This is a genomic window from Halorubrum sp. Ea1 (assembly GCF_002252965.1).
GTDB lineage: Archaea > Halobacteriota > Halobacteria > Halobacteriales > Haloferacaceae > Halorubrum.
The window spans coordinates 17,311-43,842 of record NZ_NHPG01000030.1 but is presented as its reverse complement, the minus strand read 5'-3'; the positions used below and the strand labels follow the sequence as shown (position 1 = coordinate 43,842).

The 26,532-nt window shown below is 70.1% G+C and carries 27 protein-coding genes, 1 tRNA gene and 1 pseudogene; 15 read left to right on the top strand and 14 right to left on the bottom strand.

Annotated elements, in window-relative coordinates:
• A partial coding sequence (locus DJ73_RS04795) for a methyltransferase domain-containing protein (protein WP_141212903.1) occupies nucleotides 1–296 on the top strand: 296 nt, incomplete at its 5' end.
• Nucleotides 297–357: 61 nt separating this feature from the next.
• On the opposite strand, the gene DJ73_RS04790 is transcribed toward DJ73_RS04795, so the two are convergent.
• Nucleotides 358–1,767, bottom strand: a complete 1,410-nt coding sequence (locus DJ73_RS04790) for an ATP-binding protein (protein ID WP_094523449.1) — start codon at nucleotides 1,765–1,767, stop codon at nucleotides 358–360.
• Nucleotides 1,768–1,910: 143 nt separating this feature from the next.
• Here DJ73_RS04790 and DJ73_RS04785 point away from each other — a divergent pair, with 143 nt between their 5' ends.
• From DJ73_RS04785 to DJ73_RS04775, 3 genes are all read left to right on the top strand, one after another.
• A complete protein-coding gene (locus DJ73_RS04785) occupies nucleotides 1,911–2,507 on the top strand; it encodes an NUDIX domain-containing protein (protein ID WP_094523451.1) in 597 nt (198 codons plus the stop codon).
• 84 nt (nucleotides 2,508–2,591) lie between these two features.
• Nucleotides 2,592–3,347: a DUF2064 domain-containing protein gene (locus tag DJ73_RS04780; protein WP_094557414.1), complete on the top strand. Its 756-nt coding sequence runs from the start codon at nucleotides 2,592–2,594 to the stop codon at nucleotides 3,345–3,347.
• Nucleotides 3,348–3,410: 63 nt separating this feature from the next.
• Nucleotides 3,411–4,391, top strand: a complete 981-nt coding sequence (locus DJ73_RS04775) for a type II CAAX prenyl endopeptidase Rce1 family protein (RefSeq protein WP_141212902.1) — start codon at nucleotides 3,411–3,413, stop codon at nucleotides 4,389–4,391.
• A 97-nt stretch (nucleotides 4,392–4,488) separates the two neighbouring features.
• On the opposite strand, the gene DJ73_RS04770 is transcribed toward DJ73_RS04775, so the two are convergent.
• Nucleotides 4,489–5,043: an acyltransferase gene (locus DJ73_RS04770; RefSeq protein ID WP_254921587.1), complete on the bottom strand. Its 555-nt coding sequence runs from the start codon at nucleotides 5,041–5,043 to the stop codon at nucleotides 4,489–4,491.
• A 381-nt stretch (nucleotides 5,044–5,424) separates the two neighbouring features.
• On the opposite strand from DJ73_RS04770, the gene DJ73_RS04760 reads away from it, so the two are divergent.
• The 5 genes and pseudogenes from DJ73_RS04760 to DJ73_RS20835 form a co-directional block, all read left to right on the top strand.
• Nucleotides 5,425–5,508: transfer RNA gene (locus DJ73_RS04760), tRNA-Ser, on the top strand.
• 479 nt (nucleotides 5,509–5,987) lie between these two features.
• The gene (gene sod, locus DJ73_RS04755) at nucleotides 5,988–6,587 is read left to right on the top strand and encodes a superoxide dismutase (protein ID WP_094557410.1); all 600 of its coding nucleotides are present in this window, start codon (nucleotides 5,988–5,990) and stop codon (nucleotides 6,585–6,587) included.
• A 190-nt stretch (nucleotides 6,588–6,777) separates the two neighbouring features.
• Nucleotides 6,778–7,113: a DUF5827 family protein gene (locus DJ73_RS04750; protein WP_094523457.1), complete on the top strand. Its 336-nt coding sequence runs from the start codon at nucleotides 6,778–6,780 to the stop codon at nucleotides 7,111–7,113.
• Nucleotides 7,110–8,018, top strand: a complete 909-nt coding sequence (locus tag DJ73_RS04745) for an ATPase (protein ID WP_094557409.1) — start codon at nucleotides 7,110–7,112, stop codon at nucleotides 8,016–8,018. The genes DJ73_RS04750 and DJ73_RS04745 overlap by 4 nt, the downstream gene beginning before the upstream one ends.
• A 141-nt stretch (nucleotides 8,019–8,159) precedes the next feature.
• Nucleotides 8,160–8,324 (top strand): annotated as a pseudogene (locus DJ73_RS20835) (RNA-guided endonuclease TnpB family protein); the annotation flags it as partial.
• On the opposite strand, the gene DJ73_RS04735 reads toward DJ73_RS20835, so the two are convergent.
• The 7 genes from DJ73_RS04735 to DJ73_RS04705 all read right to left on the bottom strand — a co-directional run bounded on the left by DJ73_RS04735 (nucleotide 8,310) and on the right by DJ73_RS04705 (nucleotide 13,636).
• Complete coding sequence (locus DJ73_RS04735) at nucleotides 8,310–8,792, bottom strand: hypothetical protein (RefSeq protein ID WP_094523461.1); 483 nt, start codon at nucleotides 8,790–8,792, stop codon at nucleotides 8,310–8,312. The pseudogene DJ73_RS20835 and the gene DJ73_RS04735 overlap by 15 nt on opposite strands.
• 95 nt (nucleotides 8,793–8,887) lie before the next feature.
• Nucleotides 8,888–9,238, bottom strand: coding sequence for a 4a-hydroxytetrahydrobiopterin dehydratase (locus DJ73_RS04730; protein WP_094523463.1), 351 nt, complete (start codon nucleotides 9,236–9,238; stop codon nucleotides 8,888–8,890).
• A 175-nt stretch (nucleotides 9,239–9,413) separates the two neighbouring features.
• Nucleotides 9,414–10,553 (bottom strand): ATP-NAD kinase family protein, encoded by a 1,140-nt coding sequence (locus tag DJ73_RS04725; protein ID WP_094557408.1) that lies wholly within the window; start codon nucleotides 10,551–10,553, stop codon nucleotides 9,414–9,416.
• A gap of 318 nt (nucleotides 10,554–10,871) precedes the next feature.
• Nucleotides 10,872–11,564 carry a molybdopterin-binding protein gene (locus DJ73_RS04720; protein ID WP_094523467.1) on the bottom strand — a complete coding sequence of 231 codons (693 nt, stop codon included), beginning with the start codon at nucleotides 11,562–11,564 and terminating at the stop codon, nucleotides 10,872–10,874.
• An 83-nt stretch (nucleotides 11,565–11,647) separates the two neighbouring features.
• Nucleotides 11,648–12,412, bottom strand: a complete 765-nt coding sequence (locus DJ73_RS04715) for a DUF5803 family protein (protein WP_094523469.1) — start codon at nucleotides 12,410–12,412, stop codon at nucleotides 11,648–11,650.
• 4 nt (nucleotides 12,413–12,416) lie between these two features.
• Nucleotides 12,417–13,112 (bottom strand): DUF2110 family protein, encoded by a 696-nt coding sequence (locus DJ73_RS04710; protein ID WP_094526857.1) that lies wholly within the window; start codon nucleotides 13,110–13,112, stop codon nucleotides 12,417–12,419.
• Complete coding sequence (locus DJ73_RS04705) at nucleotides 13,112–13,636, bottom strand: transcription factor (protein WP_094523473.1); 525 nt, start codon at nucleotides 13,634–13,636, stop codon at nucleotides 13,112–13,114. The genes DJ73_RS04710 and DJ73_RS04705 overlap by 1 nt, the downstream gene beginning before the upstream one ends.
• 245 nt (nucleotides 13,637–13,881) lie before the next feature.
• Here DJ73_RS04705 and DJ73_RS04700 point away from each other — a divergent pair, with 245 nt between their 5' ends.
• Entirely contained in the window at nucleotides 13,882–14,880 is a 999-nt protein-coding gene (locus tag DJ73_RS04700) for a hypothetical protein (protein WP_094557407.1), read from the top strand.
• A 40-nt stretch (nucleotides 14,881–14,920) separates the two neighbouring features.
• Here DJ73_RS04700 and DJ73_RS04695 read toward each other — a convergent pair whose 3' ends face one another.
• The gene (locus tag DJ73_RS04695; protein WP_094523477.1) at nucleotides 14,921–16,486 is read right to left on the bottom strand and encodes a PAS domain-containing protein; all 1,566 of its coding nucleotides are present in this window, start codon (nucleotides 16,484–16,486) and stop codon (nucleotides 14,921–14,923) included.
• A 74-nt stretch (nucleotides 16,487–16,560) separates the two neighbouring features.
• Here DJ73_RS04695 and DJ73_RS04690 point away from each other — a divergent pair, with 74 nt between their 5' ends.
• Nucleotides 16,561–18,042, top strand: a complete 1,482-nt coding sequence (locus DJ73_RS04690) for an ATPase domain-containing protein (protein ID WP_094557406.1) — start codon at nucleotides 16,561–16,563, stop codon at nucleotides 18,040–18,042.
• A 35-nt stretch (nucleotides 18,043–18,077) separates the two neighbouring features.
• On the opposite strand, the gene DJ73_RS04685 is transcribed toward DJ73_RS04690, so the two are convergent.
• Nucleotides 18,078–18,665 carry a tRNA (cytidine(56)-2'-O)-methyltransferase gene (locus DJ73_RS04685; protein WP_094557417.1) on the bottom strand — a complete coding sequence of 196 codons (588 nt, stop codon included), beginning with the start codon at nucleotides 18,663–18,665 and terminating at the stop codon, nucleotides 18,078–18,080.
• A gap of 194 nt (nucleotides 18,666–18,859) precedes the next feature.
• Here DJ73_RS04685 and DJ73_RS04680 point away from each other — a divergent pair, with 194 nt between their 5' ends.
• Together DJ73_RS04680 and DJ73_RS04675 are read left to right on the top strand one after the other, a co-directional pair.
• On the top strand, nucleotides 18,860–19,909 hold the full coding sequence (locus DJ73_RS04680) for a phosphoribosylaminoimidazolesuccinocarboxamide synthase (protein WP_094523483.1): 1,050 nt from the start codon (nucleotides 18,860–18,862) through the stop codon (nucleotides 19,907–19,909).
• Nucleotides 19,910–20,009: 100 nt separating this feature from the next.
• The gene (locus DJ73_RS04675) at nucleotides 20,010–20,726 is read left to right on the top strand and encodes a DUF47 domain-containing protein (RefSeq protein WP_094557405.1); all 717 of its coding nucleotides are present in this window, start codon (nucleotides 20,010–20,012) and stop codon (nucleotides 20,724–20,726) included.
• Between the two features lie 33 nt (nucleotides 20,727–20,759).
• On the opposite strand, the gene DJ73_RS04670 is transcribed toward DJ73_RS04675, so the two are convergent.
• Nucleotides 20,760–23,477: an AAA domain-containing protein gene (locus tag DJ73_RS04670; RefSeq protein ID WP_094557416.1), complete on the bottom strand. Its 2,718-nt coding sequence runs from the start codon at nucleotides 23,475–23,477 to the stop codon at nucleotides 20,760–20,762.
• 146 nt (nucleotides 23,478–23,623) lie between these two features.
• On the opposite strand from DJ73_RS04670, the gene DJ73_RS04665 reads away from it, so the two are divergent.
• Nucleotides 23,624–24,175: a hypothetical protein gene (locus DJ73_RS04665; RefSeq protein WP_094523487.1), complete on the top strand. Its 552-nt coding sequence runs from the start codon at nucleotides 23,624–23,626 to the stop codon at nucleotides 24,173–24,175.
• A gap of 74 nt (nucleotides 24,176–24,249) precedes the next feature.
• Nucleotides 24,250–24,972 carry a hypothetical protein gene (locus tag DJ73_RS04660; RefSeq protein WP_094523489.1) on the top strand — a complete coding sequence of 241 codons (723 nt, stop codon included), beginning with the start codon at nucleotides 24,250–24,252 and terminating at the stop codon, nucleotides 24,970–24,972.
• Nucleotides 24,973–24,980: 8 nt separating this feature from the next.
• Here the strand turns inward: DJ73_RS04660 and DJ73_RS04655 are convergent, their stop codons facing one another.
• On the bottom strand, nucleotides 24,981–25,349 hold the full coding sequence (locus tag DJ73_RS04655; RefSeq protein WP_094523491.1) for a cupin domain-containing protein: 369 nt from the start codon (nucleotides 25,347–25,349) through the stop codon (nucleotides 24,981–24,983).
• 45 nt (nucleotides 25,350–25,394) lie between these two features.
• A complete protein-coding gene (locus DJ73_RS04650) occupies nucleotides 25,395–26,306 on the bottom strand; it encodes a 1,4-dihydroxy-2-naphthoyl-CoA synthase (RefSeq protein WP_094557404.1) in 912 nt (303 codons plus the stop codon).
• Between the last annotated feature and the right edge of the window lie 226 nt (nucleotides 26,307–26,532).

Sequence of the window (26,532 nt, the reverse complement as noted above, 5' to 3'; positions counted from 1 at the left end):
AGGCGGTCGACGCGGTCGCGATCGTCGACGCCTTCCACCACCTGCCGGATCAGGACGCCGCTCTCCGGGAGGTCGCGCGGGTGCTCGCGCCGGGCGGCGCGCTCGTGATCCGAGAGTTCGACCCCGCGCACCCGCTGGGACGCGCCCTCGTCGCGGCCGAGCACGCCATCGGGATGGCGTCGCGGTTCCGGACGCCGTCGGACCTCGCGGCCGCGTTCGACGACGTCGGGCTCGACCCCCGGATCGTCGACCGCGGCTTCGGCTACACGGTGGCTGGAGTCAAACGGGGAGAGTGAGAAGGGGTCGGCCGGAGGGCCCGACAAACGAACGCGAACCAGCCGTGCAAGCGAACGCGAACTAGTCGTGCGAGTGGCTGTGCGCGCCGTGGTCGTGGGTCGCGTCTCCGCCGGCCGAGTCGTCGTGGGTGTGGTCCTGTTCGCCGGAGTCCGTCTCGCCGAGCACCTCCGCGCCCTCGCCGTCGATCATGTCCATGTTCTTGAGGTTGTCGCGCTCCTCGAAGTCCTCGACGGCCTCCATCACGTCCTCTTGGGTGATCGTCATCCGGTCCTCCGTGAGCGCGCCGAGGACGGCCTCGCGCAACACCATCCGGAGGTCGGAGCCCGTGAGCCCGCTCGTGCGGTCGGCGACCTCCTCGGGGTCGAAGTCGGCGATCTGCATCTCGCGGGTGACGACTCGCAGGATGTCCGAGCGCATGTCTCGGTCCGGCTTGGGGAAGTTGACGATCTCGTCGAAGCGGCGCCACGCGGCCGCGTCGAGCTGGTCGGGGTGGTTCGTCGCGCCGATGAGGAGGACCTCGTCGCGGACGAGCGACACCTCGTCGATCGACTTGAGCAGGGTGTTGACCGCGCGCTTCAGCGCGGCGTGCTCGTCGGAGCGGCGGGTCTTCGCCACCGAGTCGAACTCGTCGATGAAGAGGATACACGGCGAGAGCCGCTTGGCGACCTCGAACGTCTTCTCGACGTTCTTGGCCGTCTCGCCGAGGTACTGGCTCGTGATCATCGACATTTTCACCTCGACGAGCGGGATGCCGAGCTCGTGCGCGAGCGCCCGCGAGACGGTGGTCTTCCCGGTCCCCGGCGGGCCGACGAACAGCAGCTTCCCGATCTCGCGGAGGCCGATGCTCGCGAGGTACTCGCGGTGCTCGATCGCCTTCACGATCTTCTGGATCTCGCCCTCCTGGTCGCCCGTGAGGACGAGGTCCGCGAGCGTCGTCTCGATCTCCTCGGGGGCCTGAACGCTGACGAGATCGAGCATCTCGCCGTCCTCGTCCTCGTCGAAGTACTCCTCGAGCAGGGCGTCGATCCAGACGCGGTCCGCCTGAATCGGCCGGACGCTGTCGCGCGCCTCCTCGTGAGTCACGGGTGCGTCGAGGTCCTCGGCGAGCTCGAGCGCGGCGACGACGGTCGGGTTCTCGGCGAGTCGATCGTCGCCCGCGTGGTCGCGGTACCACTCCAGCGCCATCGCCGGCTGGGTGAGGGAAATCTCGCCCGAGAACTCGGTGCGTTGGGTGAAGAGGAGGTCCGAGACGGCCTCCCAGGGGTGATCGACGCCCGTGGCGGTGCGAGTGGTCTCGCTGGTCGCTTTGAGCGGCCGCTCGACGCCGCCCGGAGCGTCGTCGGCGGCGTCGTCCGACCAGAACACCTGCCGGAAGCGCGGGGGCAGATCGTTCTCGTCGAGGTCGCGGTTCTCGGTGTAGAGGTGCGTCGTCAGCACGAACTCGACGACGTCGAGCGCCGGGTTACTCATCCGCGCGACGTAGCCGCGGGACGCGGTTAAGCGCGTCGAACCGCGCCCGTCGTCGGGGCGCGTCCCGCCTCGCGGCGAGGGAGGCGACGAACCGCTGCCGACGTATCGAACGCTTATTAGCCCTGGTGATCGACCTAGTTCCCATGAGCTCAGAGGATGCGACCGCCCCTGGTGACCCCTCCGGGGAGGCTGACGCCGACGCGGACCACGAGAACGCGCTTCAGGACGTGATCGCCGTCGACCCCGACGACACCGAGCAGGGGACGGTAAACCGCCTCGACGCACACACGGGCGACGGGATCCGCCACCGCGCGTTCACCTGCCTCGTCTACGACGCCGAGGGCCGGATCCTGCTGGCTCAGCGCGCGCCGACGAAGCGGCTCTGGGACGGCCACTGGGACGGCACCGTCGCCTCTCACCCGGTCGAGGGGCAGACGCAGGAGGACGCGACGGAACAGCGGCTCGATGAGGAGCTGGGGATCACGCCGGACCAGTACGACGACCTCCGCGTGACGGACAAGTTCGAGTACAAGCGCTACTACCCCAACGCGGGCGTCGAGTGGGAGGTCTGCTCGGTGCTGAAGGTCACCCTCGACGACACGTCGCTCGACCCCGACGACGCGGAGATCGGCGGCATGCTGTGGGCCGACTACGAGCACCTCCACGAGAACCCGGCGCTGTACCGTCAGCTCCGGCTCTGCCCGTGGTTCGAGATCGCGATGCGGCGCGACTTCTCCTGAGCGGCCCGCCGGAGTGCTCCCGAGCGGCCCGTCGGTTGCGGCACAAAACGGCGACTTGAAGACGCGCGGACGACTCGACCCGATATGACCGTCGTCGTCGTCATGGCGCAGCCGCCCCGCGAGGGGCTCGTCGCGACCGAGATCGCGGAGTCGACGCCGCTTTCGACCGCAGAGGCCGCCGACCTGTACGAGGCCCTGTTCCGCGACGCCGTCCTCGCGGTCGACCGCTCCGGCGGCGAGCTCCTCGTCAACTACCCGGTCGACGACGACCTCCCCGCCGAGCACCGCACCGACGCCGCCCCCGAGGCGGAGCTGCGCACGCTCGTCGCCGACACCCTCGGCGGCACCGGGGACGCGCGCTTCGAGCGGCAGGTCGGCTCGTCGTTCGGCGCGCGCGCCGGCAACACCGTCACGCATCTGCTCCGCGAGGAGAACGCCGACTCCGTCGCCGTCGTCACCCCGCAGGCGCCGCTGCTCTCGCGCACCGTCATCGACTCGGCCGCGATGAAGCTCAGGACGAACGAGGTCGTGCTCGGCCCCTCCACCCGCGGGCGCACCTACTACGCCGGCTTCACCGCGCCCATCGACTTCGACGGCGCGTTCGAGGCGCCGAGCCTCCCGACGCTGGCGGCGCGCGGCCGCGACGCCGACCGCGACGTCGAGTTCCTGGAGTCGTCGCCGTCGATGGTCGACGGCGACGACCTCCTCGACGCCGTCCCGCTGCTGCGCGCGCGGTTCGCCGCCGAACGCGTCGTCCCGGACTACACCGCCGCGTTCGTCCACGAACACGGGCTGGACGTGGTCGTCGAGGACGGTGCGGAGCGAGTCGTGCGAGACTGAGGGATTCGGCGGCGGACGCGACCGATAACGCTCACAGATTTTATCGGTCGCGTTAAGTTTTATTTGATTGTCAAGATTGCGCTGTCAGCGAGAGCGCTCCTCCGGCGGGCGGTGTGGGGTCGCAACCGCGATCGGATACGCGCGACGTGGCGGATCCTGTTCGGGTTCGGCGTCGTCCTCGGCGTGCTGCTCGGCGGCAGACGTCTCCTCGGACGGGTCGATTTTCCGGACGTACTGGTGAACGGACCGGTGGCGCTGCTCGTCTGTGTCGCCGTGGGAGCGTACGCGCTGGCCGCGTCGCTGATTCCCGGCGAGCGTCCGATCCGCGAATACGGATTCTCGTTCGACCGCCGATGGGCGCTCGACGCCCTCGCGGCGGTCGTCGCCGGATGCGTCTTTCAGGCGCTGGTCACGGGTATGCTGCTCGCCTCCGGCTCCGGGCGCGTGGTGGAGACGTTCGCTCCCGGCGCGGCGAGCGGCGGCGGCCCCGTCGCGGTCGCGATCGCGGTCGCGGCGACGGCGGTCGCGTTCGCCGCCATCGGGCTCTGGGAAGAGCCGCTGTTCAGAGGCGTGTTCATCGTGAACGCGAGCGAGGGGCTGGCGGCGCGCGGGCTGGAACCCCGGCGAGCGGTCTGGGCCGCGGTCGGCGCCAGCGCCCTCGCGTTCGGTCCCGCGCACGCGCTCGTGGCGGCACAGGGAGCGAGCCCGCTGTTCGCCGCCGTACAGGCGACCGCGGCGGCGGTGTACTTCGCGGTCGCCTACGTCTTCACGGGGAGCCTGGCGTTCCCCGTCGGACTGCACTTCGCCACGAACGTGTGGGTCGTGTCGGTGTTCGGGCAGGCCGGAAGCGGATTCCCGGCGCTCGTCCGGCTCGAACGGAGCGTCGGCGCGGGGCCGATCGACCTGTTGTCGCTGGTGATCCCGTCGCTCGTGCTGCTCGGACTGATCGTCGCGTGGGTTCTCGCGACGCGGGGACAGGTGTCGACGGACGAGTCGCTGCGGGACGCGATCGAGCGCCGCCGCGGATCTGCCGCCGCCGAGTAGCCGGCCGTTGATCGCTCTGGCGGCGAGCCCCTCGTCAAATACCCGGTCGACGGCAAGCTCCTCAACGCCGGACGGTGCCCCGGAGAGGTCCGGGCCCTCAGTTGAACTTTCCCGCCGACTTGAGCGTCTCGTAGTGCTGCATGTCTCGCTGTCCGAACACCTCCACCGGGTGGCCGCCCGCGATCGCCCCCTTGGGGACGTCGTCGGTCACGACCGACCCTGCCTGAACGATCGCTCCCTCGCCGACGGTGACCCCCGGGAGCAGCGTGACGTCGATCCCGAGCCAGGCACAGTCCTCGATCGTCACCGGTTTCACCGTGAAGGAGTCGTCGTACGGAATCGCGTCGCCCCGGTCGTAGTTGTGGTTCTCGGTGAGTATCTCGCAGTCCGTGCCGGCGTGCACGTAGTCACCGATCGTGACCGTTCCCGGCCCACGGACGTTCAGCCCGTGAAGGTGGACGTTCTCCCCGAGCACCGTGTTGCTGTTGAGGTTGATTTTCCCGTTGACGTAGAGGCCCGGACCGACGGTCTGGGCGGTTTTGCGTGCCTTGGTCTTGTAGTACATTCGTTCCGCGTAATCGTGGTACAGGGATTGTACCGATTTGAAGATGGTGACGGTGGAGACGGTCGCGCGCGAGAGGAGGGATTTCAACGCGTCGGACCGTCCCGCGATTCGAACGGCCGTATCCAGAACACGCGACATGATGCTAACCTTGCGGGCTTCCTTTAACCATTTTTTTCACATATTCCGACCTGTTCAGAGTGGACCCGCTCGTGGCTCAGGAGAAAGTCTTGCTGGTGACTCTCGTGGGCTCCCAGCTGGCGTTCGTTGAGGGAATCGCGCGACGCGGCGGTCATCAGAACGATACCTTGAACTTTGTCTGGCTTATTCATCCGTATACCCCTATGACGGTGGAATTCGGCTGTTCTGGCACGGTTCAATCGTGCGTGGAATGGCTGGATTCTCATCGGTCGTATCAGCTCTCGAAGCCAGAAAGCCGCAATACCACAGGGGTATAGACCCAAACATGGTGGTGGGATGGCAGAGTGGCCCATTGCGCCGGTCTTGAAAACCGGTAGCCTCACGGCTTCCTGGGTTCGAATCCCAGTCCCACCGTAAACGCGCAGCGCAGCTCGCGCTGCGCGCGTGTCGTGCAGAGGATTCGAAGCCTGCGAGTCGCAGCGTCCGAGTGAAACGAGGGCGACCGTCTCGCATCGGTTCAAATCCCAGTCCCACCGTAACGCGTCCGGCGCAGTTTGCATCGGACGCGGTTCGTGCTGGATTTGAATCAGAGAGCGACCGGTGGGGAGCGACCGTGGTTCGAACCCCAGTCCCATCGTAACGCGTCCGTCGCACGCCGCGTCGCGCGATTTTGCGCCAGTCCGCAGCACCGAGAAACCTATTTTAGTTACGTTCGGCCGAGGGCAGACGGGACCGTCCGACGCCCCACGCCGTCGCCGTTTCGGCCTGAACCGCAAGCCTACGGTTCTCGATCCGGGCCACCCGATAACACCCGCGTCCAGTGTCGTGTGGTATCATGGACCGCATTATCTTTAACAGGTTTCCGGCACATGTTCAGGCTAGGTGATACAACGATGAGCTACGAACTCGATCCGCTTCCGTACGATTACGACGCGCTTGAACCGCACATCTCCGAGCAGGTGCTCAACTGGCACCACGACACCCATCACCAGGGGTACGTGAACGGCTGGAACGCAGCCGAGGAGACGCTCGAAGGCAACCGCGAGGAGCACGACTTCTCCTCGTCGGCCGGCGCGATTCGGAACGTGACCCACAACTCGTCGGGCCACATCCTCCACGACCTGTTCTGGCAGAACATGTCGCCCGAGGGCGGCGACGAGCCCTCCGGTGACCTGGCAGACCGGATCGAGGAGGACTTCGGCTCATACGAGGCGTGGAAGGGCGAGTTCGAGGCGGCCGCCGGCGACGCGTCCGGCTGGGCGCTCCTGGTGTACGACACGTTCTCGAACCAGCTCCGCAACGTCGTGGTCGACAAGCACGACCAGGGCGCGGTCTGGGGCGGTCACCCGGTCCTCGCGCTGGACGTCTGGGAGCACTCCTACTACCACGACTACGGCCCGGCCCGCGGCGAGTTCGTCGACAACTTCTTCGAGGTCGTCGACTGGTCCGAGCCCGCGGCCCGCTACGAGCAGGCCGTCGAGCTCTTCGAGTAACGGTCCACGCCGGACGCGCTCCGAGACGCGCGTCGAATCCCGACGTTTTTTTCGACCCGCTGCGCGCCGAGAGCCGCGAGGCCGCGCCTCCCACGGTCCGCGACCGCCCGAACGCGAGCCGCGGGACTCCGAACGCACCGCCGGTCGCCGTATCGGCAGCGTTTACGGAGTCGCCGCCGTACCGCCGGCCATGCCCGAGCCGAAGTCGACGTTCGACGCGACCTACCCGTGCGAGTTCTACGAGCCGGCGGAGCTGTTCGAGCCGGACCTGATGTACACCGTCCCCGAGATCGCCCGGCTCCTGCAGGGGTTGGAGCCGGACGCGCAGGTCGACGCCGACACCGAGGCGGTGCTGATCGACTGGGCGATCCCGTGGGTGATGAGCCACGCCGAGGACATGGTCATCGCGGAGCCGCTGTCGGAGGACGGCCCCGGCTACTACGGGGTCGCCGAGCACGCCGTCGACGAGGGCGACGCGAACGGCGAGGCGGCCGCCGGCGCCGACGCGGGCGACGGGGACGCGTGAGCGGGGACCGACCCCCCGACGCGCCGGTCCTGCTCGTCGCGGGCGGCGCCCGCGTCGACGCCGGCAAGACGACGTTCTCGACGGGCCTGGCGGCGAGCCTCGCCGAGCGACGCGGCGACGCGGTCGGCGTCAAGCCCCGCGCCGGCAACGACCACTGGTTCGACCACGACGACTACCGGATCGCGACCGACGGCGGACGGCTCTACGGGAAGGACGCGCGGCGGCTCGCGGCCGCGAGCACGCGACCGCTCGCCGCGGTCGGCGGACGGCGTCGCCCCGAGGCGGTCGCGCCCGAGTCGATCAACCCCGTCCACCGGCTCTGGCGGCCGACCCCCGGGCGGACCGGGATGCTCGGCGACGCGGACCGCACGTTCCTCTGCGACCGCGTCACCGGGGCGGACGGCACCCGGTTCGTCGTCAACGGCGCCGCCGAGGCGGCGGGACTCCTCCCGGAGGGGCTCGCGGACCGGCTCCCGATCGCGGACGCGACCCGCGTGGACGACGTCGCGGGGTTCAACGACGTGATGGCCGCCGACTACCTCCCGGCGTTCGACCGGCTCGCGGAGCGGATCGCGGCGACGGCGGTCCCCGTCGTCGTCGAGTCGTACGCGGACGTCGCCGGCCCGCTCCCGCGAGACGGACCCGTGACGCCCGACGCGGTCGCCGTCGTCGACCCCGGCCGGGCGCGGATCTACGCGGGCGACCGGTACGCGAGGGCCCGCGCGGTCGCCTCCGGGAGCCCCCGCGAGGGGACGATGGAGGAGCACACCGGGACCGTGACCGACATGATCGAACCGCTGACGACGGTCGCCCTGCCGGCGCTCGGCGGCGACGAACGGGGGGATCCGAAACGGGTCGCGGAGCGCTACGGGACCGCGTACGAGGCGCTGTTCGAGGCGGTCTGACTGTTCTGGGGACGGGCGGGAGACGCGTCTCCGCGGCTATTTAAAAGGCGGCGGTAGTCAGCAAATTCGAGGTGGCGCCCTCGACCTCTAGGAGCGAACGTAGTGAGGAGTAGGTCGGGGACGTAGAACACTCTTTGAAGTATGGACGTGCGTCGAACCGCCGAACAATACCTGTACTGCGCGAACCGAACTGCCGACTACTGTTGGTCCGACACCTCGTACACCGAATGCAAGACCAACAAGCGACAGGTCCGCGACGCACTCTACACTGCACTCCGAGAGGAAACGGATTTAGGCGTTCCGCTTCGTGTAGTGCTCGATCGCGGACTCGATCGAGGAGAGGTCGGCGTTTACCCGCGAGTCGGCGACGCGCATGAATCCGGGGGTGTAGGAGGCGGAGTAGTCGAAGATGGCGTTGACGGCGCGCTTCGGCGCGGAGACGGCCGCGAAGTCGGTGACCGTGTACACGCGGGTCGTCGGGAACGCGGTCCAGAAGGTGCTGGAGACCCAGCGGTCCTCGTCCTCGAACGTCGTCCCGATGCGACCGGTCGCGAGGTACTCGCCGTCGTGGTAGAACAGCAGGAGGTCGCCGTCGGCCATCCGCTCGAAGGTAGAGCCGTTGCCGCTCTCGTCGTCGACCGCCCACAGGCGGGCCTCGTCGAGGTCCGCGAGGGGTTCCGGACGGTCGTCGTACTCGGTGAGATCGACCGCGGAACGGACCGTTCGGTCGAAGTTCTCCGGGTCTATCGGGACCAGGAAGACGTTCGCGCTCATTGCCTGCACTTTCGCCGGGAGGGTTTTAAACCCGTTCGTTGCCGCGCCGGCCTCGGGAACGGAGTAACGGCGAGCGTCTCCCGGCGGGCGAGGGCTCAGTCGTCGCCGTACTCCCGGTAGATCCGGTCCATCCGCGCGGCCATCACGAAGTCGGACTCGTGGAGCCCGCCGATGTCGTGGCTCCACATCTCGACGCCCACCTCGCCCCACGAGAGGTGCAGATCCGGGTGGTGCCACTCCTCCTCCGCGAGTTCGCCGACGTCGTTCGTGAACGCCAGCGCGGTCGCGAAGTCCTCGAAGTCGTACGTCGCCTCCAGGTGGTGGTCGTCGACGACCTCCCACGCGTCTCCGAGCTCGGCGAAGTACTCGTCGTACTCGTCGTCGGTCAGCGGCTCGTCTCCCTCTCCCGACGGTTCGACCGGCTCGTCCGCGAGCGATGATGGCATGTGACACTATTGGACGACGAGCGGTTTGTACCTTCCGCGGCGGACGGGGCCCAGTGGTCTCCGCCCGTGGTCGTCTCGCTTGCGGTCGATTCCCCCGCGTTCGTCTCGCTCGCGGTCGGCTCCAGCGTGATTCGCTCCGGGCGCACTCGCTTCACCCGCGTTCGACCGGCCCCGCTCACGCGATCTTCATCATCCGCGTCTCGAACTTCCCGACGCGGACGCGGACCCAGCCGGCGAGCTCGTCGTCGAGATCGGGGTCATCGGTGTCGACGCGCAGGGCGCGGACCTCGTCGAGCTTCGCCCGCGAGGCGACGATCCGCAGGTCGCAGCGCCGGATCACGGCCGGCGACAGCTGCGGGTTCCCGCGGCCGAAGACGAACCCCTGCCCGCCGATCGGCGAGACGACGATCACGTTCTCCTCGCCGAGCGCGTCGAGGATCTCCCGTTCGGTCCCGTCCCGGACCACCACCTCGCCGTCGCGCCACACGTCGACGCCGATCGGGGACGGGTCGAACCCCAGCTCCGCCTTGATCGCGCCGACGGTCGACCCCGGCCCGAGCACGAAGGTGACGCCCTCGCCGTCGCGCTCCCGGATGTCGTCGGCGACGCCCTCGGCGAGCGACTCCACGGTCCCGCTGGCGGTCTGTTTCGAGGACTGGAGGTCGTCGGCGACGGGGACCCGAGCGACCGCGCGGAGCTCCGGGTGGACCTCACCCTCGCGGTAGGCGTCCTCGTCGATGTCCATCACCTCGCGGCGCTCGGTGCGCGAGAACGCCGCCGCGACCTCGGCCGCGTCCTCCGGCGAGACGGCGAAGACGGAGGAGTACACCTTCACCCCGGCGGGGACGCCGAGCATGGGGACCTCGCTGCTCCCCGCCTCCAGCGCCGCCGCCACGTCGGCCGCGGTGCCGTCGCCGCCGACGAACAGGACGAGGTCGACCGGGTCGTCGCCCTCGCCGTCGGCGGTGCCGCCCTCAGCGAACGCCTCGACCACGCGCGCGGTGTGCGCGGCGGTCGTCTCCGTGGGGCCCGGCGGGTCCCCCTCCCCGGCCCGGTCCTCGTCGAACGGGTCGACGACGCGGACCGGGTCGAAGCCGGTCTCCCTGACCAGTCGCTCGCCCATCGGGTCGGCCGCGGTCGAGACCGTCGCCTCCGGCGCGACGGCCGCGAGCCGCTCTAGCGCCCGCCGCGCGCGGTCGGGGGCCCGGGGCTCGGCGCCGCGAGCGACCGCCTCGGCGACCTTCCCGTCGGTGCCCTTGAGACCGACTCGGCCGCCCATCCCGGCCACCGGGTTCATCACGAAGCCGACGTGCATGGTCTGACCTACGGCGGCGGAAACTTAAGCGGGCGCGTCTCGCCCGCCGCGTCCGTCCGGCGTCCGCGGGCCGCGAGCGTTTCCGGGCGCCGCGGAGTCCGGAAGTTCAATACTTAAGACGCCCCCGGAGCAACCGCCACGCATGCTCCTCGAAGCCGCCGTGACCGAGCCGCTCCCGATCGACGCGACCGCGACCGCCGTGCTCCTCGCGAGCCTCGGCGTCACCGCCGTGTGGCTCGCGTACCTGTACCGCTAGCCGTCCGGTAGCCGTCCCGCCGCGTCGACCGCCTCTCTTCTCCTCTCCGCGCCGCGCCCCGCTCACCGCGTCTCGACCAGCGTCGACCGCTCTCGCACCCATTCGGCGGCGCGTTCGGCCTCGGCCGCGTCCGTCGCCGTGATCTTCACGCGGACGCTCTCGCCGGGGTACGAGCCGACGCTCACGTCGAACTCCTCTTGCAGTTCCGTGAAGCGCTCGAGCAGGGCGCTCTCCGGCTCGTCGACGTCGACCGTGACGGTGTGCGTCGGCGTCCCCTCGAACTCGTCGGCGACCGACTCGAACATCGCCTTCATCTCGGTCGGGACCCCTGGGAGGACGTACACCGACTCGACGACGGCGCCCGGCGCGACGCCGGTCTCGTTGGCGAGCGGCCGGCAGTCGGCCGGCAGGTGCGTCGTCTCCGCGGCGAGGTCGTCGGCGCTGTACCCGCGTTCGGCGAGCCACGACGCGGCCTCATCGTTCCGTTCGAGCCCGCGGCCGAAGGCGGCCGCGACCCCGTCCATCGTCACGTCGTCGTGCGTCGGGCCGAGCCCGCCGGTGACGATCACCGCGTCGTACTCGGCGTGGTACTCGTTGACGACCCGCGCGATCTCGCCGACCTCGTCGGGGACGACGGTCACCCGGCGGACGACGACCCCGCGCTCGTCGAGCCGGTCGCAGAGCCACGTCGCGTTCGTGTTCTCGGTGTCACCGACGAGGAGTTCGTCCCCGACGGTGACGACGGCGGCGTTCATACCCCTGCCAAGGCGGCGCGCACTCAAAAGCACCCGAGTTCGGCGCGCGGTCCTCAGCGACCCGGGGAGCGGCCGGCGACCGGCTACTCCTCGTCGTCGTACACGCCGAGCCCCAGATCCCGGCGCTGCTCTTTGAGCGCCTCCAGCTGGCGCCGGAAGTAGGCGACGCCGACGACGGCCGCGACGAGCGCGACCGCGAGGATCACGCCGAAGACGAGCAGGTCGGTCTCGCGGTACGACTGGACCACGACCGACCCGCCTTCCACCGACTCCCAGGTGATCCGGTCGCGGCCGTCGACCGTCTCGATCTCGTGGTCCCGCGGGGCGACGTGTCCCACGACCGGGAAGTCCGTGCTGAACCCGGGCGGGAGCGTCACCGCGTACGACCCGTCGACGTACGCCAGCGTGGTGAACCGGCGGGGCGAGCCGGCCGCCGAGAAGGCGACCTGTCCCTCGCCCGTCCCCTCGGGGAAGCGGACCCACGTCTCGTCGGGCGTCCGGTCGACCTCGCCGCCGCGGGCCCGGAACTCGCTGCCGTTCAGCACCTCGCCGTCGGCGGTGCGGTACCGGAACGCCTCGAACTCCAGCGGCTGGTCGCCGGCGTACGGCGTCTGCCTGTACAGCCGGAGCTCCTCGACGTCGGAGACGTCGTACACGACGGTGTACTGGCTCCCGGTCGAGAGGTTGAACGCGGCGTCGCGGTCGGTGTCGAACTCGTACTCGGTCGGCGGCTCCGCGTCGAGCGTCTCGTTCGCGATCTCGCCGCCGTCGTTGACGTAGGTGAGACAGCCGGCGCTGACGGCGAGCAGCGCGACGACGGCGACCGCGAGGGCGAATCGTCGGTTCACGGGTTCAGACGACGCAGCGCATCTCCGCCGGGAGGTACGAGCCGATCGCGGCGAGCAGCCCCGGCGGGTCGGTGTTCTCGGTGCAGACGATGCTCTGTTCTAAGAGCCCGAGCCGCTCCACGGTGACGATGTCCTGTGCGTGGCCCGCGCGGTTCACCGTCGCGCGCACCTCGCCGCGTGTCGCCGAGTTGACGTTGACCCGGCCGTTCCCGCGCTGCCAGTCGTAGAGGCGGTCGCGCTCGTCGTCGGCGAGGCGGCTCGGCTCGGCGTCCGGGTCGCCGACGTCGCCGCCGTAGACGAACCGGACCGAGAGGTGCTGGACGAGCCCGAATCGCTCGACGACCTGCGCCGGCGACCCCCGTCCGAGCCCGATCTCGTCGGCGGGGACCCGGACGTCGACGCCCGCGTCGAGGACGAACCCGTCGTCGTCCCACGACTCGAGGGTGCCGACGTACTCCTCGCCGGCGGTCAGGCCGCCGTCGTGGGCGACGATCTCGCCCCACGTCTCCGCGAGCACGTTCCGGGCGACCTCGGCGTCCTCGCCGGTCACGTCCACCTGCACGAAGCCGTCGTCGCGGACGCCGACCTGCCAGTCGACGCTCAGTTCGCCGACGTCGTTGGCGACGAGCGATCCCATCCCGTCGAGCGCGCGGTCGCGGGCGTCCCCGTCGACGTAGCACTTTGTTGCGAGGACGACCATCAGCCCGTCACGTCCACGTTGAGCTCGTCACGGAGCTCATCGACGCGCCGGTCCATCGCCTCGCGGAGCCGGTCGTTTTCCATCGCTTCGAGCGGCGAGCCGCACTCGGGACACTCGAAGCCGAAGTCCATCGCCTCGCCGAACTCGAAGCGGATAGAACACACCTCACAGAGGTAGAACTCGTGGGTGCGCTCGTACTCCTCGCGCTCTTCGAGGGCCTCGAGGAGACGGTACATCTCCTCTTCGAGGTTCTCCGGGATGTTGTCGTAGTGGAACGTCCAGAGGTACGTGAGCCACCCCGAGTCCTCGTCGCGCACCCGGCGGTACGTCGCGAGGTCGTTCTCGTACAGGATGAACAGCGCGCGTCGGACGTCGTTGAGCTCCAACCCGAGCTCCTCCGCCAGCTCCTCGTCGGTGACCTCGCCGTCGGGCGGCGCGGCCGCGACCGGCATCCCCGTCGGCCCCACCAGCTCGTGGAGGTACTTCTGGATGACGGGGTCGTTCAGTAGATCCTCAAAAGCCATTACCCGAAATTGGTGGTGGAATCGGGTTAAAAGCTCCGAAATGGCCACCGTCGTCGGGCGTCGGCACGCCCTGGGATCCGACCGCCGACGGCCCAGACGACCGCCCTCGTGAGACCGACCGCCGACGGCCCGGATGACCGCCCTCGTGAGACCGACCGCCGACGGCCCGGATGACCGCCCTCGTGAGACCGACCGCCGCGGGCTCCGGCAAAGCTTTACCCCGCCCGTCGCACCACTCGTTCGTAATGAGCGAGTCCGACGGACGGAGCGGACGAACGCGCGTCAGGCGAGCCACCGGAGCGTTCGCGCTCGCGACGGTCCCCGCGCTGCTCGCCGCGGCGCCGCTTCTCCTCCTCGCCGTCGCTCTCGGCCCCGCCGGCCTCGGCGTCGTCGGCCCGGCCGCGCTCGGCGGGGTCCCGCCGGTCGCCGCCGCCGCGCTCGCCGCGGTCGTCCTCGGCCTCGGGGGGTCGGCGCTCGTGGGCCCGGTGCTCGTCGACCGGCGGATCGCGCGCCTCCCTGAGGCCGAGCTCGACGACCGGCCGGCCGAATTCGTCGCCGACCGCGTCGCGACACTCGCCGGGGAGGTCGGCGTCGACGTCCCGGCGGTGACGGTCGTCCGCGCCGACGCCGCCAACGTCGCCGTCGCGGACGGTCACCGGGGCGCGCGGCTCGTCGTCTCGACGCGGCTGCTCTCCCTCCCGGCGGCCGACCGAGACGCCGCGCTCCGCCACGCGCTCGTGCGGCTTCGGACCCGCGAGGCGGCGGTCACCACGGCCCTGCTGCCGGCGCTGGCGCTCGTCGAGACGGTGGCGCTGCTGGCGACGCTGCTCGTCGGCCGCCGCGCCGACCGGACCGCGGCGGACCGGCGCGTCAACCGGATCCACGGGTACGAGCCCGAGGGGAACCGGATCCCGCCGCGGGCGTACACCGTCGCCGGCGCCCTGCTGTGGCTGCTCCTGCTGCCGGCGTGGGCGCCCGCGGCCCTCGGCGACCGGCTCTACGTCGGCGGCGGCCGCCGGGACGCCGACGCCGCGGTGGCGCGGCTCGGGAGCGCCGAGCGCGACGGGCTCGGGAACGCGGTCGCGTTCGCGGGCGAGGCGGCGGGCGCCGCCGACTGGCCGCCCCTGCTCGACCGGCTGTCGCTCGCCTCGATGGCGGACGCCGAGACGGGCCGCGTGCGGGGGACGAGCCGACAGGAGGCGCGCCTCCGGCTCGCGCTGCTGCGGTCGAAGCGGTCGCTGTGACGGGCGCCGACCGATCCGGGCCGTCGCGGCCGAGGCCGGCTCAGGGGTGCGCGGGCACGGCCAGCCGGAGCGTGGTCCCCTCGCTCGACGTGTCGACCGAGAACTCCCCGCCGGCCTTGGCCACGACCCAGTAGATCAGCCAGATCCCCAGCCGGTCCGCGTGGTTCAGCGACGTCTCGCCGAGTTCGAGCACGCGCGTCTCGTGGTCCGGGATGCCCGGACCGTCGTCCGCGATCTCGATCGCGAGCCACTCCCCCGACTCCCACTCGACGTCGACTTCGACCGACGGGCTCCGACCGTCGTTGTGCTTGACGGCGTTCTCCATTCCCTCCTCGATCGCCGTCACCAGTCCGGAGACCGTCGTTTCGAGCGGGTCGTCGGGCGGCAGCGAGAGGGTCACCGACGCCTCGGGATACCTGTCTCGAACCCTCGATCGCACCTCGATCAGGCGATCGCGGAGCGCGACGGCGGTCCCGGCCGTCGAGGGCCCCGAGAGCGTCCGGTCGAGCTTCTGGACCGCGGTGGCGAGCCCCATCAGGTCGTCCGTCGTCTCGTCGATCACCTCCAGCGAACCGAGCGCCTCGTCGTCGTCGACGGCCTGCCGCAGCAGTTCCGTGTACCCCGAGATGAGGTTCATCTTGTTCCGGAGGTTGTGGCTGAGCACGCGGTTCATCACCTCCATCCGGCGCTCCCGGATCTTCCGGTCGGTGATGTCCGTCTGAAACCCGACGTAGTGGGTGACCGTCCCCGCCTCGTCGCGGATGGGAGCGACCGTGAGTCGGTTCCAGAACTTCTGGCCGTTGCGGCGGTAGTTCAGGACGTCGACCCCGACCGGCCGCTCCTCGTCGATCGCCTCTCGGATCGCCGCGGTCGTCTCCGGGTCGGTGTCCTCGCCCTGAAGGAACCGGCAGTCCGCGCCGAACACCTCGGTGCCGTAGCCGGTGAGCGCCTCGAACTCGTCGTTCGTGTACACGAGCGGGTTGTCCCCGTCGCCGCTCTCGTCGACGTCGGCGATCGTGATCCCGACCGGCGCCTCGTCCATCGCGCGCTCCTTCAGTCGGAGGTCCTCGACGGTCTCTTCGAGCTTCCGCTCCCGGGCCGCGAGCCGGAGCGAGGTGCGACGCCGCTCGACGAGGTTGCCGACCCGGATGCGGAGGGCCCGCTTCCGAACCGGCAGCCGGATGACGTCGTCGACGTAGTCCCACGTCTTCTCAGCCGGGGCGCCCGCGCCGTCGCTCACGAGGAGGACGAACGGGAGGAAGACGGGAGCGGCCAGCTCTCGCCGCCGCTGGATCGACCCGGCGACGCGGTTGAACTCGCGGGCGTCGAAGACGCAGCAGTCGAACGTCGAGTCGAGCGACTCCACGTCGGTCGTCGCGTCGGTCCGGAACCGATCGCTCAGGGCCTCGGACACCAGCTCTCGGTCGCGTCCCGGCCGCATGAAAAGCAGTACTCGCGGGTCCCGGTCGGACTCAGGCGCGCCTCCGTTCGGGGCGTCGTCGGTCCGGTCCGCGGGTCCGCTGTCGGCGGCCTCCTCGGCGGGCTTGTCGACGCCGCCGCCTCGGGAGGGCGCACCGTCGGCGAGCCCCTCTGGACCCGTGTCCATCTCTCGTGGACGGTGAGTACACGGCCACAAAGAGTTACCCATTCATTAACTACCCCGCGTGCGGAGGGATCGGTATGTCCGAGTCACTGCCCGAGCGCGTGTCGACCGGCATCCCGGGCCTCGACGAGATCCTGTCCGGGGGACTGATCCCGGATCGAAGCTACATGATACGGGGTCAGGCGGGCAGCGGGAAGACGATCCTCAGCCTTCACTTCCTCCAGCGGGGCGTCGACGAGGGAGAGACGTCGCTGTTCATCAACTTGGAGGAGGACATCCGCGACCTCGAGTCGAACGCGGCGGCCCTCGGCTTCGACACGGACGCGATCGAGTTCCTCGACCTGAGCCCGGGCGCCGACGTGTTCACCGAGGAGCAGTCGTACGAGGTGTTCGCGCCGTCGGAGGTCGAGAGCGAGCCGCTCACCGAGCAGATCGTGGACGGCGTCACCGCGGTCGACCCCGACCGCGTCGTCGTCGACCCGTTGACCCAGCTCCGGTTTCTGCTGTCGGACGACTACCAGTTCCGCAAGCAGGTAGTCGGGTTCATGCGGTTCCTGAAGGACCAGGGCGCGACCGTGGCGTTCACGGTCCAGAACACCGCCTCGCTGCCGACCGACGACCTGGAGTTCATCACGGACGGGACGATCCGTCTGGGCACGGAGGAGTACGGGAAGACGGTCGAGGTGCCGAAGTTCCGCGGGTCGTCGACGCTGAGCGGCGACCACGCCTACCGGGTGACCGACCACGGCATCGAGGTGTACCCGGCGCTGCAGCCCGGGAAGCACGACGGCGAGTTCGCCTTCGAGCAGATCTCCTCGGGGATCGAGGGGGTCGACGAGCTGCTCCACGGCGGGCTCGAACGCGGCACGGTCAGCATCGTCAGCGGGCCGACCGGGGTCGGGAAGACGACGCTGAGCACGCAGTTCATGAAGGAGGCCGCCGAGCGCGGCGAGCGCTCGGTCATCTACCTGTTCGAGGAGAACCGCGAGACGTTCCTCACGCGCTCCCGCGCCGTCGACATCCCGGCCGACGAGATGATCGAGCGGGGGACGCTCCAGGTGAACGAGGTGGAGGCCCTCGAACGGTCGCCACAGGAGTTCGCCCGGATGGTCCGCGAGGAGGTCGAGGAGCGTGGGGCGGACATCGTGATGGTCGACGGCATCGCGGGGTACCGGCTCACGCTCCGCGGCGAGGAGGGGATGATGCTCCAGCAGATGCACGCGCTGGGGCGGTACCTCAAGAACATGGGCGCGACCGCCATCTTCATCGACGAGACGCGCAACATCACCGGTCAGTTCCAGGCGACCGTCGAGAACATCAGCTACCTCGCGGACAACATCGTCTTCCTCCGGCACTTGGAGGTCCAAGGCGAGATGCGGAAGGCCATCGGCGTCCTGAAGAAGCGGACGAGCGACTTCGAGCGGACGATCCGCGAGTTCCGGATCACAGAGGATGGCGTCTCGGTCGGCGAGCCGATGACGGGGCTCCGCGGCATCCTGAGCGGGACGCCGGAGGTCGTCGACGACGCGTCGGAGTTGGCGGGCATCGACGAGGAGTGATCCCGCCCCGGTAGGAGCGCGACGAGAGCCCCGAGTCAGTCCGGCCCGTCGTCGCCCTCGTCAGCGTCGACGACCGTCTTCCCGGTCGGTTCCGGGATCACCTTCCGATCTGCGTCGTCCCACTCGCGGTCCAGCTCGGTGCCCTCGAACAGCCGGTCTAAGAACACTGCGAGCCCGGCGACCTCGGAATGCGGTTGGTTCGTCACGCCCACGTTGAAGTCGGCGCGCTCGTACAGCGCCCACGGCACCTTCTCGCCGCCGACGACGACGAGGAGGTCGCGAGGCGTCGTCGGGCTCTCGGCCGCGTCCGGGAGCCCGGCCGCCTCCCGGATCTCCTCTTCGACGTCCTGCACGCGCTCGCCGTACATCGTGAGGTGGACGACGACGCCCTCCCAGCCTCGAACGATCGCCTTCTGGTCCCCGCGGAGCTCGACCGCGAAGGGGCCGCCGAACCGGTCGGTGATGTCCCGCACCGTCTCCGCGGACTGGCCGGCGTTGTCGGGGAAGACCACGCGGTCCGCGCCGAGCGCCCGGGCCGTGAGCCCGACGTGCGTCGTCATGCGGTCGTCGCGTCCGGGCCGGTGGCCGTAGCGGAGGACGGCGACCTCGCGCGCCTCGTGCATGAACGGCGATGCGCCCGCGACGGGTGTGGTCCTTTCGATGCGGTCGCGGCGGTCGGACCGGTCCGAGTCGCCGCCGGAGGGGACCGCGCAGTCGTCCGGGAACATAGCACAGTCATGGATCGTTTATCCGGTCGAACCCGGGAGGTGACCACGTAAGTGAAAGATTCATTGGGGAGGCGGTCGCCGAGTGTGGTATGACGAGCGTCAAGGAGTTCCGCGTCGACGAGCCCGCGACCGCCGACTCGCTCGGGCGGGGTCGGTTCGTCTTCACGGACGCGTACTCGGTGTTCGACTGGGGCCAGATGCCCGACGCGATCCCGCGGAAGGGCGCGAGCCTCTGCGCGATGGGCGCGTTCAACTTCGAGCTGCTGGAGGCCGAGGGCCTCCCGACTCACTACCGCGGGGTCGCGGACGCCGAGACGGGCGAGACCGTCGCCCTCGCCGACGCGACCGCCCCGCCGACGGAGATGGCGATCGACCTGACGCAGGTCCCCGACCTGCCGTACGAAGGGCCCGAGGCCGGCTACGACTACGACGCCTTCCGCGCCGCGGGCGGCGGGAACTACCTCGTCCCGCTGGAGGTCGTCTTCCGGAACCGCGTCCCGATCGGCTCCAGCCTGCGACGGCGCGCCGACCCCGCCGACTTCGGCCTCGACGCGGACCCCGATATCGCCGCCGACGAGTGGCCCGACGAGCCGGTCGACCTGCCGGAGCCGGTCGTGGAGTTCTCCACGAAGTACGAGGAGCAGGACCGCTACCTGAGCCGCGCCGAGGCCGACCGGATCGCGGGCGCCGCCGATGTCGACGCCCTCGAGTCGCTCGCGCTCGACGTGAACCGCGTCGTCACCGAGCGCGCCGACGCCGTCGGCTTCGCCCACGAGGACGGGAAGATCGAGTGCCTGTACGCCGACGGCGAGCTCCGCGTCGCCGACGTGGTCGGCACGTTCGACGAGAACCGCTTCTCGTACGGGGGCCGCGGGGTCTCGAAGGAGGTCGTCCGGCAGTGGTACCGGGCGAACGACCCGGAGTGGGTCGAGGCCGTGAAGGAGGCGAAGGCGGCGGTCGCGGGCCGCGAGATCGACGACTGGCGCGAGCTCTGCGAGCGCGACCCCGAACCCCTCCCCTCGGCCGTCGTCGACGCGGTCTCCGAGCTGTACGCGGCCGGGACGAACGCCTACACCGACCGGGAGTGGTTCGACGTCCCGGACATCGAGGCCGCGCTCGACGCGGTCGATGGGCTGTAGGGAGAACTGGACGGTCGACCCCCGGGAACCGCCGACGAAATCCTCACGATCGACGAAACGCGAGGGAACCTCTTTACTCCCGACGCGCGTGGGTCGAGGCATGCCCACCGACGCCGACTTCGGAGAACGGTTGGAGTCACGCACCGGGACGTATCTCGACCGGATCGACGACTGCGTCGCGCTCCTCCCGCGCGCCCTCGACGAGTACGCGAACGACGGTCCGTACCGCGAGACGGTCGGCGAGATCGCCGCCATCGAGAGCGAGTGCGACGAGCTGGTCCGCGAGATCACCGGGATCATCACGAACGCCGGCCCGGACGATGTCGGACTGCTCAACACGCGGATCAACTTCAACGAGTCGGCGCTGCTCGACTTCTACAACGAGCTCGACGTCGTCGCGAACCACACCGAGCGGATCGTCCAGGAGGTCGTCATGATGCAACCGGCGGCGGACGTCGACCCCTTCCGGGACATGCGCGAGATGGCGAGCCGCATCGCCGAGATGACCGTGGTGCTCGGCGACGTGGTGGAGGGGTTCGTCCGCGGGCTCGCCCGGAGCGACGCCACCGCGACGCTCACGGAGGGGGTCGAGGCGATCCGCGGGCTCGAGAGCGAATGCGACGAGCTTCGCAACGACGCCGTCGCGACCGCCTTCGCCGACGACGCGATCGAGGACCCGCTCGTCTACCGCGAGCTGGCGATCCTGCTGGACGAGCTGGCGAACACGATCGAGGACCTCACCGACCGGATCGTCGTCATCGCCAGCAAGGAGCCGGGGATCGTCACGGAGGCGGAGCCCGACGCGAGCGAGGAGTAGGGCCGACCGGCGGCGGGTCGGGCCGGCGACCGCCTACCGCCGCGCCCAGTTCAACAGCCGCTCGTAGAACGGCTCCGAGGCGAGCGCGCCGGCGTCGCCGACCAAGGTCAGCTGCTTTTTGGCCCGCGTGAGCGCGACGTTCATGCGGCGGTGGTCCTCGAATATCGGCCCGTCGAGGTCGCCCGTCGCGACCAGCGAGACGACGATCACCTCCTTCGAGGAGCCCTGGAAGCGGTCGACAGTGTCGACCGTGACGGGGGTCCGCTTGCCGATCTCAGCGACCTGCGCGCGGAAGGGGGCGATGACGCCGATCTCGTCGGGGGCGACGCCGGCGGCGAGGTAGGCGTCGACGACCTCGGCGACGCGCTCGGCCTCCCGGACGTTCCGGTTGCCGTCGCGGGTCCCGTCGGGGTCGACGAAGGCGACGCCCCCCGCGAGCCCGTCCGGGAGTACCGCGGGGTCGACGCCGAGGTCGCGGAGGGTCTGACCCGCGACTTCGGGGGTCGCCGGGCGGAGCGCGCCGTCGTAGAACTCCGCGGAGGCGAACGCCTGAATGCGCTGGCTCATCCGGTACTGGCGGTCGAGCATGACGCTCGCGTCGGGGTACGCCTCGATGAGACGCTGGAAGAGCGACGTCCGGAGGTCGTTCTCGGCGCGGACGACGGGCGGGAGCTGCTCGTGGTCGCCGACGAGGACGAACCGGTCCGCGAGGTTGATCGCGGCGTGGGTTCCCGGCTCCGTGAGCTGGGAGGCCTCGTCGACGAGGGCGACGTCGAACTCGCACTCGCGCATCACGCGGGAGCCGCAGGCCGCGGTGGTGGCGGCGACGACGGGCGCGTCCCGCAGCTCGGCGGCCTTCGCGTTCGGGTCGCCGCGCTGGACGAGGCGCACGTCCTGCATGTCGCCGCGGACGCCGGTCTCGGTGCCGACGCGGAGCACGTCGCCGAACCCCTGATCGCGGAGCGCCTCCAGCGCGTTGTCGACCGCGCGGTTGGTGAACGCCGAGAGCAGCACCCGGTTGCCCTCCTCGACGAGCGCGCGGATCGTCCGGGCGATGGTGTACGTCTTCCCGGTGCCCGGCGGGCCGTGGATCAGCGCGCAGTCCTCGGCGTCGACGGCGAGCTCGACGGCCTCGTTCTGGGCCGCGTTGTTTCCGATGTAGGCGTCGGGGGCGTTCGGGTCGTCGCCTCCGGGCGTTCCGGCCGGTCGCTCGCTCTCCGCCCGGAACTCGGGCTCGCGCCGCTCGAACAGGACGTCTTTCCGCCGATCGCTCCCTTTTAAGATCGCGTCGTGGAGCGCGGTGAGCGAGCGGTCGACCGAGATCTCGGAGGGGTAGACGTCGAGCCGCCGGAGCTCCACCGGCTCGTCGGTCTCGACGACGACCTCGTCGCCCAGTTCGGTGATGCGGCCGAGCTCGGCGTGTCCCCCGACCGGGTCGCCGTCGCTCGCGAGCGCCACGTCGCCCTCGCGGAGCTTCGAGACGGCGTCGCCGGGCTTCCGAGCGCGGAGCTCCCACCGGGCGTCGTCGATCTCCGTCTGCGAGACCGGCTCCAGATCGATGAGCGCGCGGTCGTCGGCGGCGCGCTCCGCGGGCGTCTGCTCCCACAGCTTCCGGTACTCGGCGTGGGTCTCGCGGCGCTCCTCCTCCAAGGCGACGTAGAAGCGGTCGAAGTAGTCGCGCTCCTCGTCGGGGACCGGATTCCCGACCGACCCCGCCTTCGACTCTTGGTCGAGGCGGCCGGAGACGACCATGCAGGTGTCCTGCTCGAAGCAGTACTGGCACTTGGCGTCGGCCTCGTACCCCGTGGGAACGGTCGGGCGCTCGCCGGGGTCGTTGAGCGCGCGCCACTCCATCGCCGCGAGGGCGTTGCGCTCGCGGACGACGAACTCCAGCAGGCCCCGCCCCACCGAGAACTCCTTGGCGGGCGCGAGGTCGCCAGACTCCTCGTTGCGGTCGAGGGCGGTGTTCTTCGTGTACAGGAGGGTCCCGATGTCGGGGTCGACGCCGCGCTCCTCCAGCATGAGGGCGTAGCAGGCCGCCTGGATCTTGTCGTGGAAGCGGGGCTCGCGCTTGGTGTTCTTCCCGGTCTTCAGCTCCACGGGGGTCCCGCGGCGGAGCGCGTCGGCGCGCCCCTTCAGGCCGAACGTCGACGAGATGAGGGTGAACTCCGACCGCCACGTGTCCTCGTCCGAGAGCGTCCCCTGCGCGAGCCACCCCTCGATCGCCGCCGCGTTCCGGCGCACCTCGTCGGCGACCTCCTCGGGCTCGTAGCCCAACAGCCCGAGTTCGAGGCCGGCCTCCTCGACGCGGTCCGCGACCGACGCCTCCAGGTCCATCCCGCGCAGCAGGTCGCCGAACACCTCGTGGACGACGGTCCCCTTGACCACGGGGTAGTTGAGCGGGATCCCCGAGAGCTTATTTAAATAGTACATCCGCGGGCACTGCACCCACGAGCGGATCCCGGTCACGTCGACGAGGAAGTCGGGCTCGAGCACGACCCACGAGTCGCCCGTGGTCGCGTACCCGACCTCGCCGCCGAACTCGTCCTCCTCGGCGTCGGTGACGAGCAGCTCCATGCCCGTCTCGGCGTGTTCCGCTGTCTCCGCCCACTTCCCCCACAGCGTCACGTCGACCGGGTCGGCCGCGCCGCGCTCGGGCCGGATCCGGAGCTCGCGGAGCTCCCGGTCCCCGTACGACGTCGACACCGTCCGCGTCTCTCCGACGGAGAGGATCGGCCCCCGAACGTTCACGGCCGTCATCGGGAGCGGGCTCGAAAAACGCTGTCGGTGGGGGGATCGGTGCCGTCGCGGTCGGCCGCCCGGGGCGAACGCCGCCCGGCTCGCTCCCCGCCGCGACCGACACGCTCATGCGGCTCTCCCCGCTACGTTACGCCGACATGCGCGTACGAGACTGGGACGACATCCTCGCCGACGTCGCGAGCGACTCGACCGATCCGGACGGCTGGCGGGCCGTCGCCGGCTCCCGGCGCGAGGGGCTCGGCGAGGACCTCTACTTCGGCCACCCGACCGTCGGCGTCTACCACCTCAAGACGTACGCGAAGAACCCGCGCGACCTCCGCGGCGTCGGCGCGCGGGTGGCCCGCAAGGTCGACGACGAGCTCGACCCCCTCCTCCCGAACGAGGGGTCTGACGGCCGGTTCGCGGTCCGGTCGCCGCCGGAGGACGAGGAGGCGGCGAAGGACGTCGCGACGCGGCTGCGCGAGACGCTAAAGGTCCACGCCGAGGCGCCGACGGACCCCGACCACCTATTCGAGGACGTGATGGAGGCGATCGACTCGCCGGCGTTCGGGCCGATGGACTACCGGTTCGACGGCCGACCGGACGAGCTCGATGAGCTCTCCGACACGTTCGACGAGGCCGAGGAGCTCCTCTCCTCGGAGCTGGAGGATCTGATCGACGAGGACGACGTCGACCGCGGCTTCCACTGAGTCCGGCGGGCCCGAGCCCTCGTCCGGCGCGAAGCGGCCACAAACGTCTTCACCGAACGCCGGCCACTGTCGGTATGGCCTCCCCGCCTCGACGCTCCCTCCGAGCGATGGCACTGGTCGCGCTCGTCCTCGCGGCCGGCTGTACGGCCCTGCCCGTCACGGACGGACAGGCGTCGGGCCCGGAATCGACGGTGGAGAGCTTCTCGTACCCGTCCGGGTGGTCACAGGATGGGATCGCGGACCTCTCCGTCGCGCTGCGAACGCACGACGAGACGCTTCGCAACACCTCCCGCCGCAGTCGCATGGTCACCGCCGACGGTGACGCCAACCGAACGGTCGTGCGGACCTTCGACGCCGGGAACGACACCGTCTCGATACGGTGGTCGGACACGGAGTTCGGCCGCACCCTGCGCCACTACCTCAGCGCCGAGGGCGTGTTCGCGTACGACCCGGCGACGGAGGAGCTGACTCGGAACCCCGGCGAGAACTGGACCCCGGCCGAGGTGGCTTTTCACGACGGGGTCCGACGGCCGCTGACGGCGCTCGAACTCGACGCCACCGAGACGGTCACCGTCGAGGGGCGGACGGCCGTCAGGTACAACGTGACCGGTATCGAAGACCCCGGCGACGTTCCGGCGGACGACGCGAGCGGGCACGTCGTCGTCACCGAGGCGGGGTACATCGCGGCGTACGACGTCACGAGGGGGAACGACGATTTCTCCCTCCGGACCGCGTACGAGGTCACCGAGTTCGGGAACGCGACAGTGACTCGACCGGCGTGGCTGCCCGAGGAGTAGCGCCCGCGTCAGCCATCGACGCGCTCTGGCTCCTCTCTGGTCAGTTCGCTCTCCACGTCGCCCGTGTTCCGCGTGCCGGCCGGCTCGAAAAGCAGTATGTGCGCCTCCGGCTCGGCGACCGGGCGGTGTTCGGTCCCGCGGGGGACGACGATCAGTTCGCCGGCCTCTAGGACCGCGTCGTCGTCGCCGCGGAACTCGATCCGGAGCCGCCCCTCCGTGACGAGGAACAGCTCGTCGGCGTCGGCGTGGCTGTGCCAGACGAACTCGCCCTCGGCCTTCGCCAGCTTCACCGCCTGTCCGTTCAGCTCGCCGGCGAGGTGCGGGTTCCACCGCTCGTCGATGGACTCGAACGCGTCCGCGAGGCTTACCTTCTCCATGCGGCTTCGTGGGCGCTTCACGCTTATAAACGACCGCGGCGGGCTTCAGTAGTGCCAGGGGTGCTCGCGGAACTCGGGCTCGCGCTTCTCGAGGAAGGCGTCTCTCCCCTCCTGCGCCTCGTCGGTCATGTACGCCAGCCGGGTCGCCTCGCCGGCGAACACCTGCTGGCCGACCATGCCGTCGTCGGTCATGTTGAACGCGTACTTCAGCATGCGCATCGCGGTCGGCGACTTCCTCGTCATCTCGTCGGCCCACTCCAGCGCCGCCTCCTCCAGCTCCTCGTGCGGGATCGCCTCGTTGACCATCCCCATGTCCGCGGCCTCCTCGGCGGAGTAGGTCTTCCCGCGGAAGAACACCTCGCGGGCCTTCTTCTGGCCGATCTGCTTCGCGAGGTAGGCGGAGCCGAACCCGCCGTCGAAGGAGGCCACGTCGGGGTCGGTCTGGAGGAACTTCGCGTGCTCGTCGCTGGCGAGCGTCAGGTCGCAGACGACGTGTAGCGAGTGCCCGCCGCCGACCGCCCAGCCGGGGACGACCGCGACGACCGGCTTCGGCATGAACCGGATCAGCCGCTGGACCTCCAGGATGTGGAGTCGCCCGGCGCGCGCCTCCTTGACGAGCGGGTCGTCCTCGTCGCCGGCCTCGTCGCCGTCGCGGTACTCGTAGCCGGAGCCGCCCCGTACCGACTGGTCGCCGCCGGAGCAGAACGCCCAGCCGCCGTCCTCCTCCGAGGGGCCGTTGCCGGTGAGGAGGACGCAGCCGACGTCCGCCTGCTTGCGCGCGTGGTCGAGCGCGGCGTACAGTTCGTCGACGGTGCCCGGTCGGAACGCGTTCCGGACCTCGGGGCGGTCGAACGCGATCCGGACGACCGGGACGTCGACGCCGCGGTGATAGGTGACGTCGTCGAACTCGTCGGTCACCCGCTCCCACGCGTCGGGGTCGAATATCTCCGAGACCATGCGCCGCAATTGACGGCCGACCGCATAAACGGCGGCGGATGCGCCGCGTGGCCGCGCCCCGCAGTAAATATTGCGTCGACCTGTGAGAGGTCTCTTTCGACTATGTGCGTGTCATAACTCATCAAACGTCCATATTCTCCGTTTCGACCGACTCTCGACCGTCATCGGAATACGCCTTCGTTGCTGGTGACGCGGGGGTGTTGCCCGGGGAGCCCGTTTATACCGT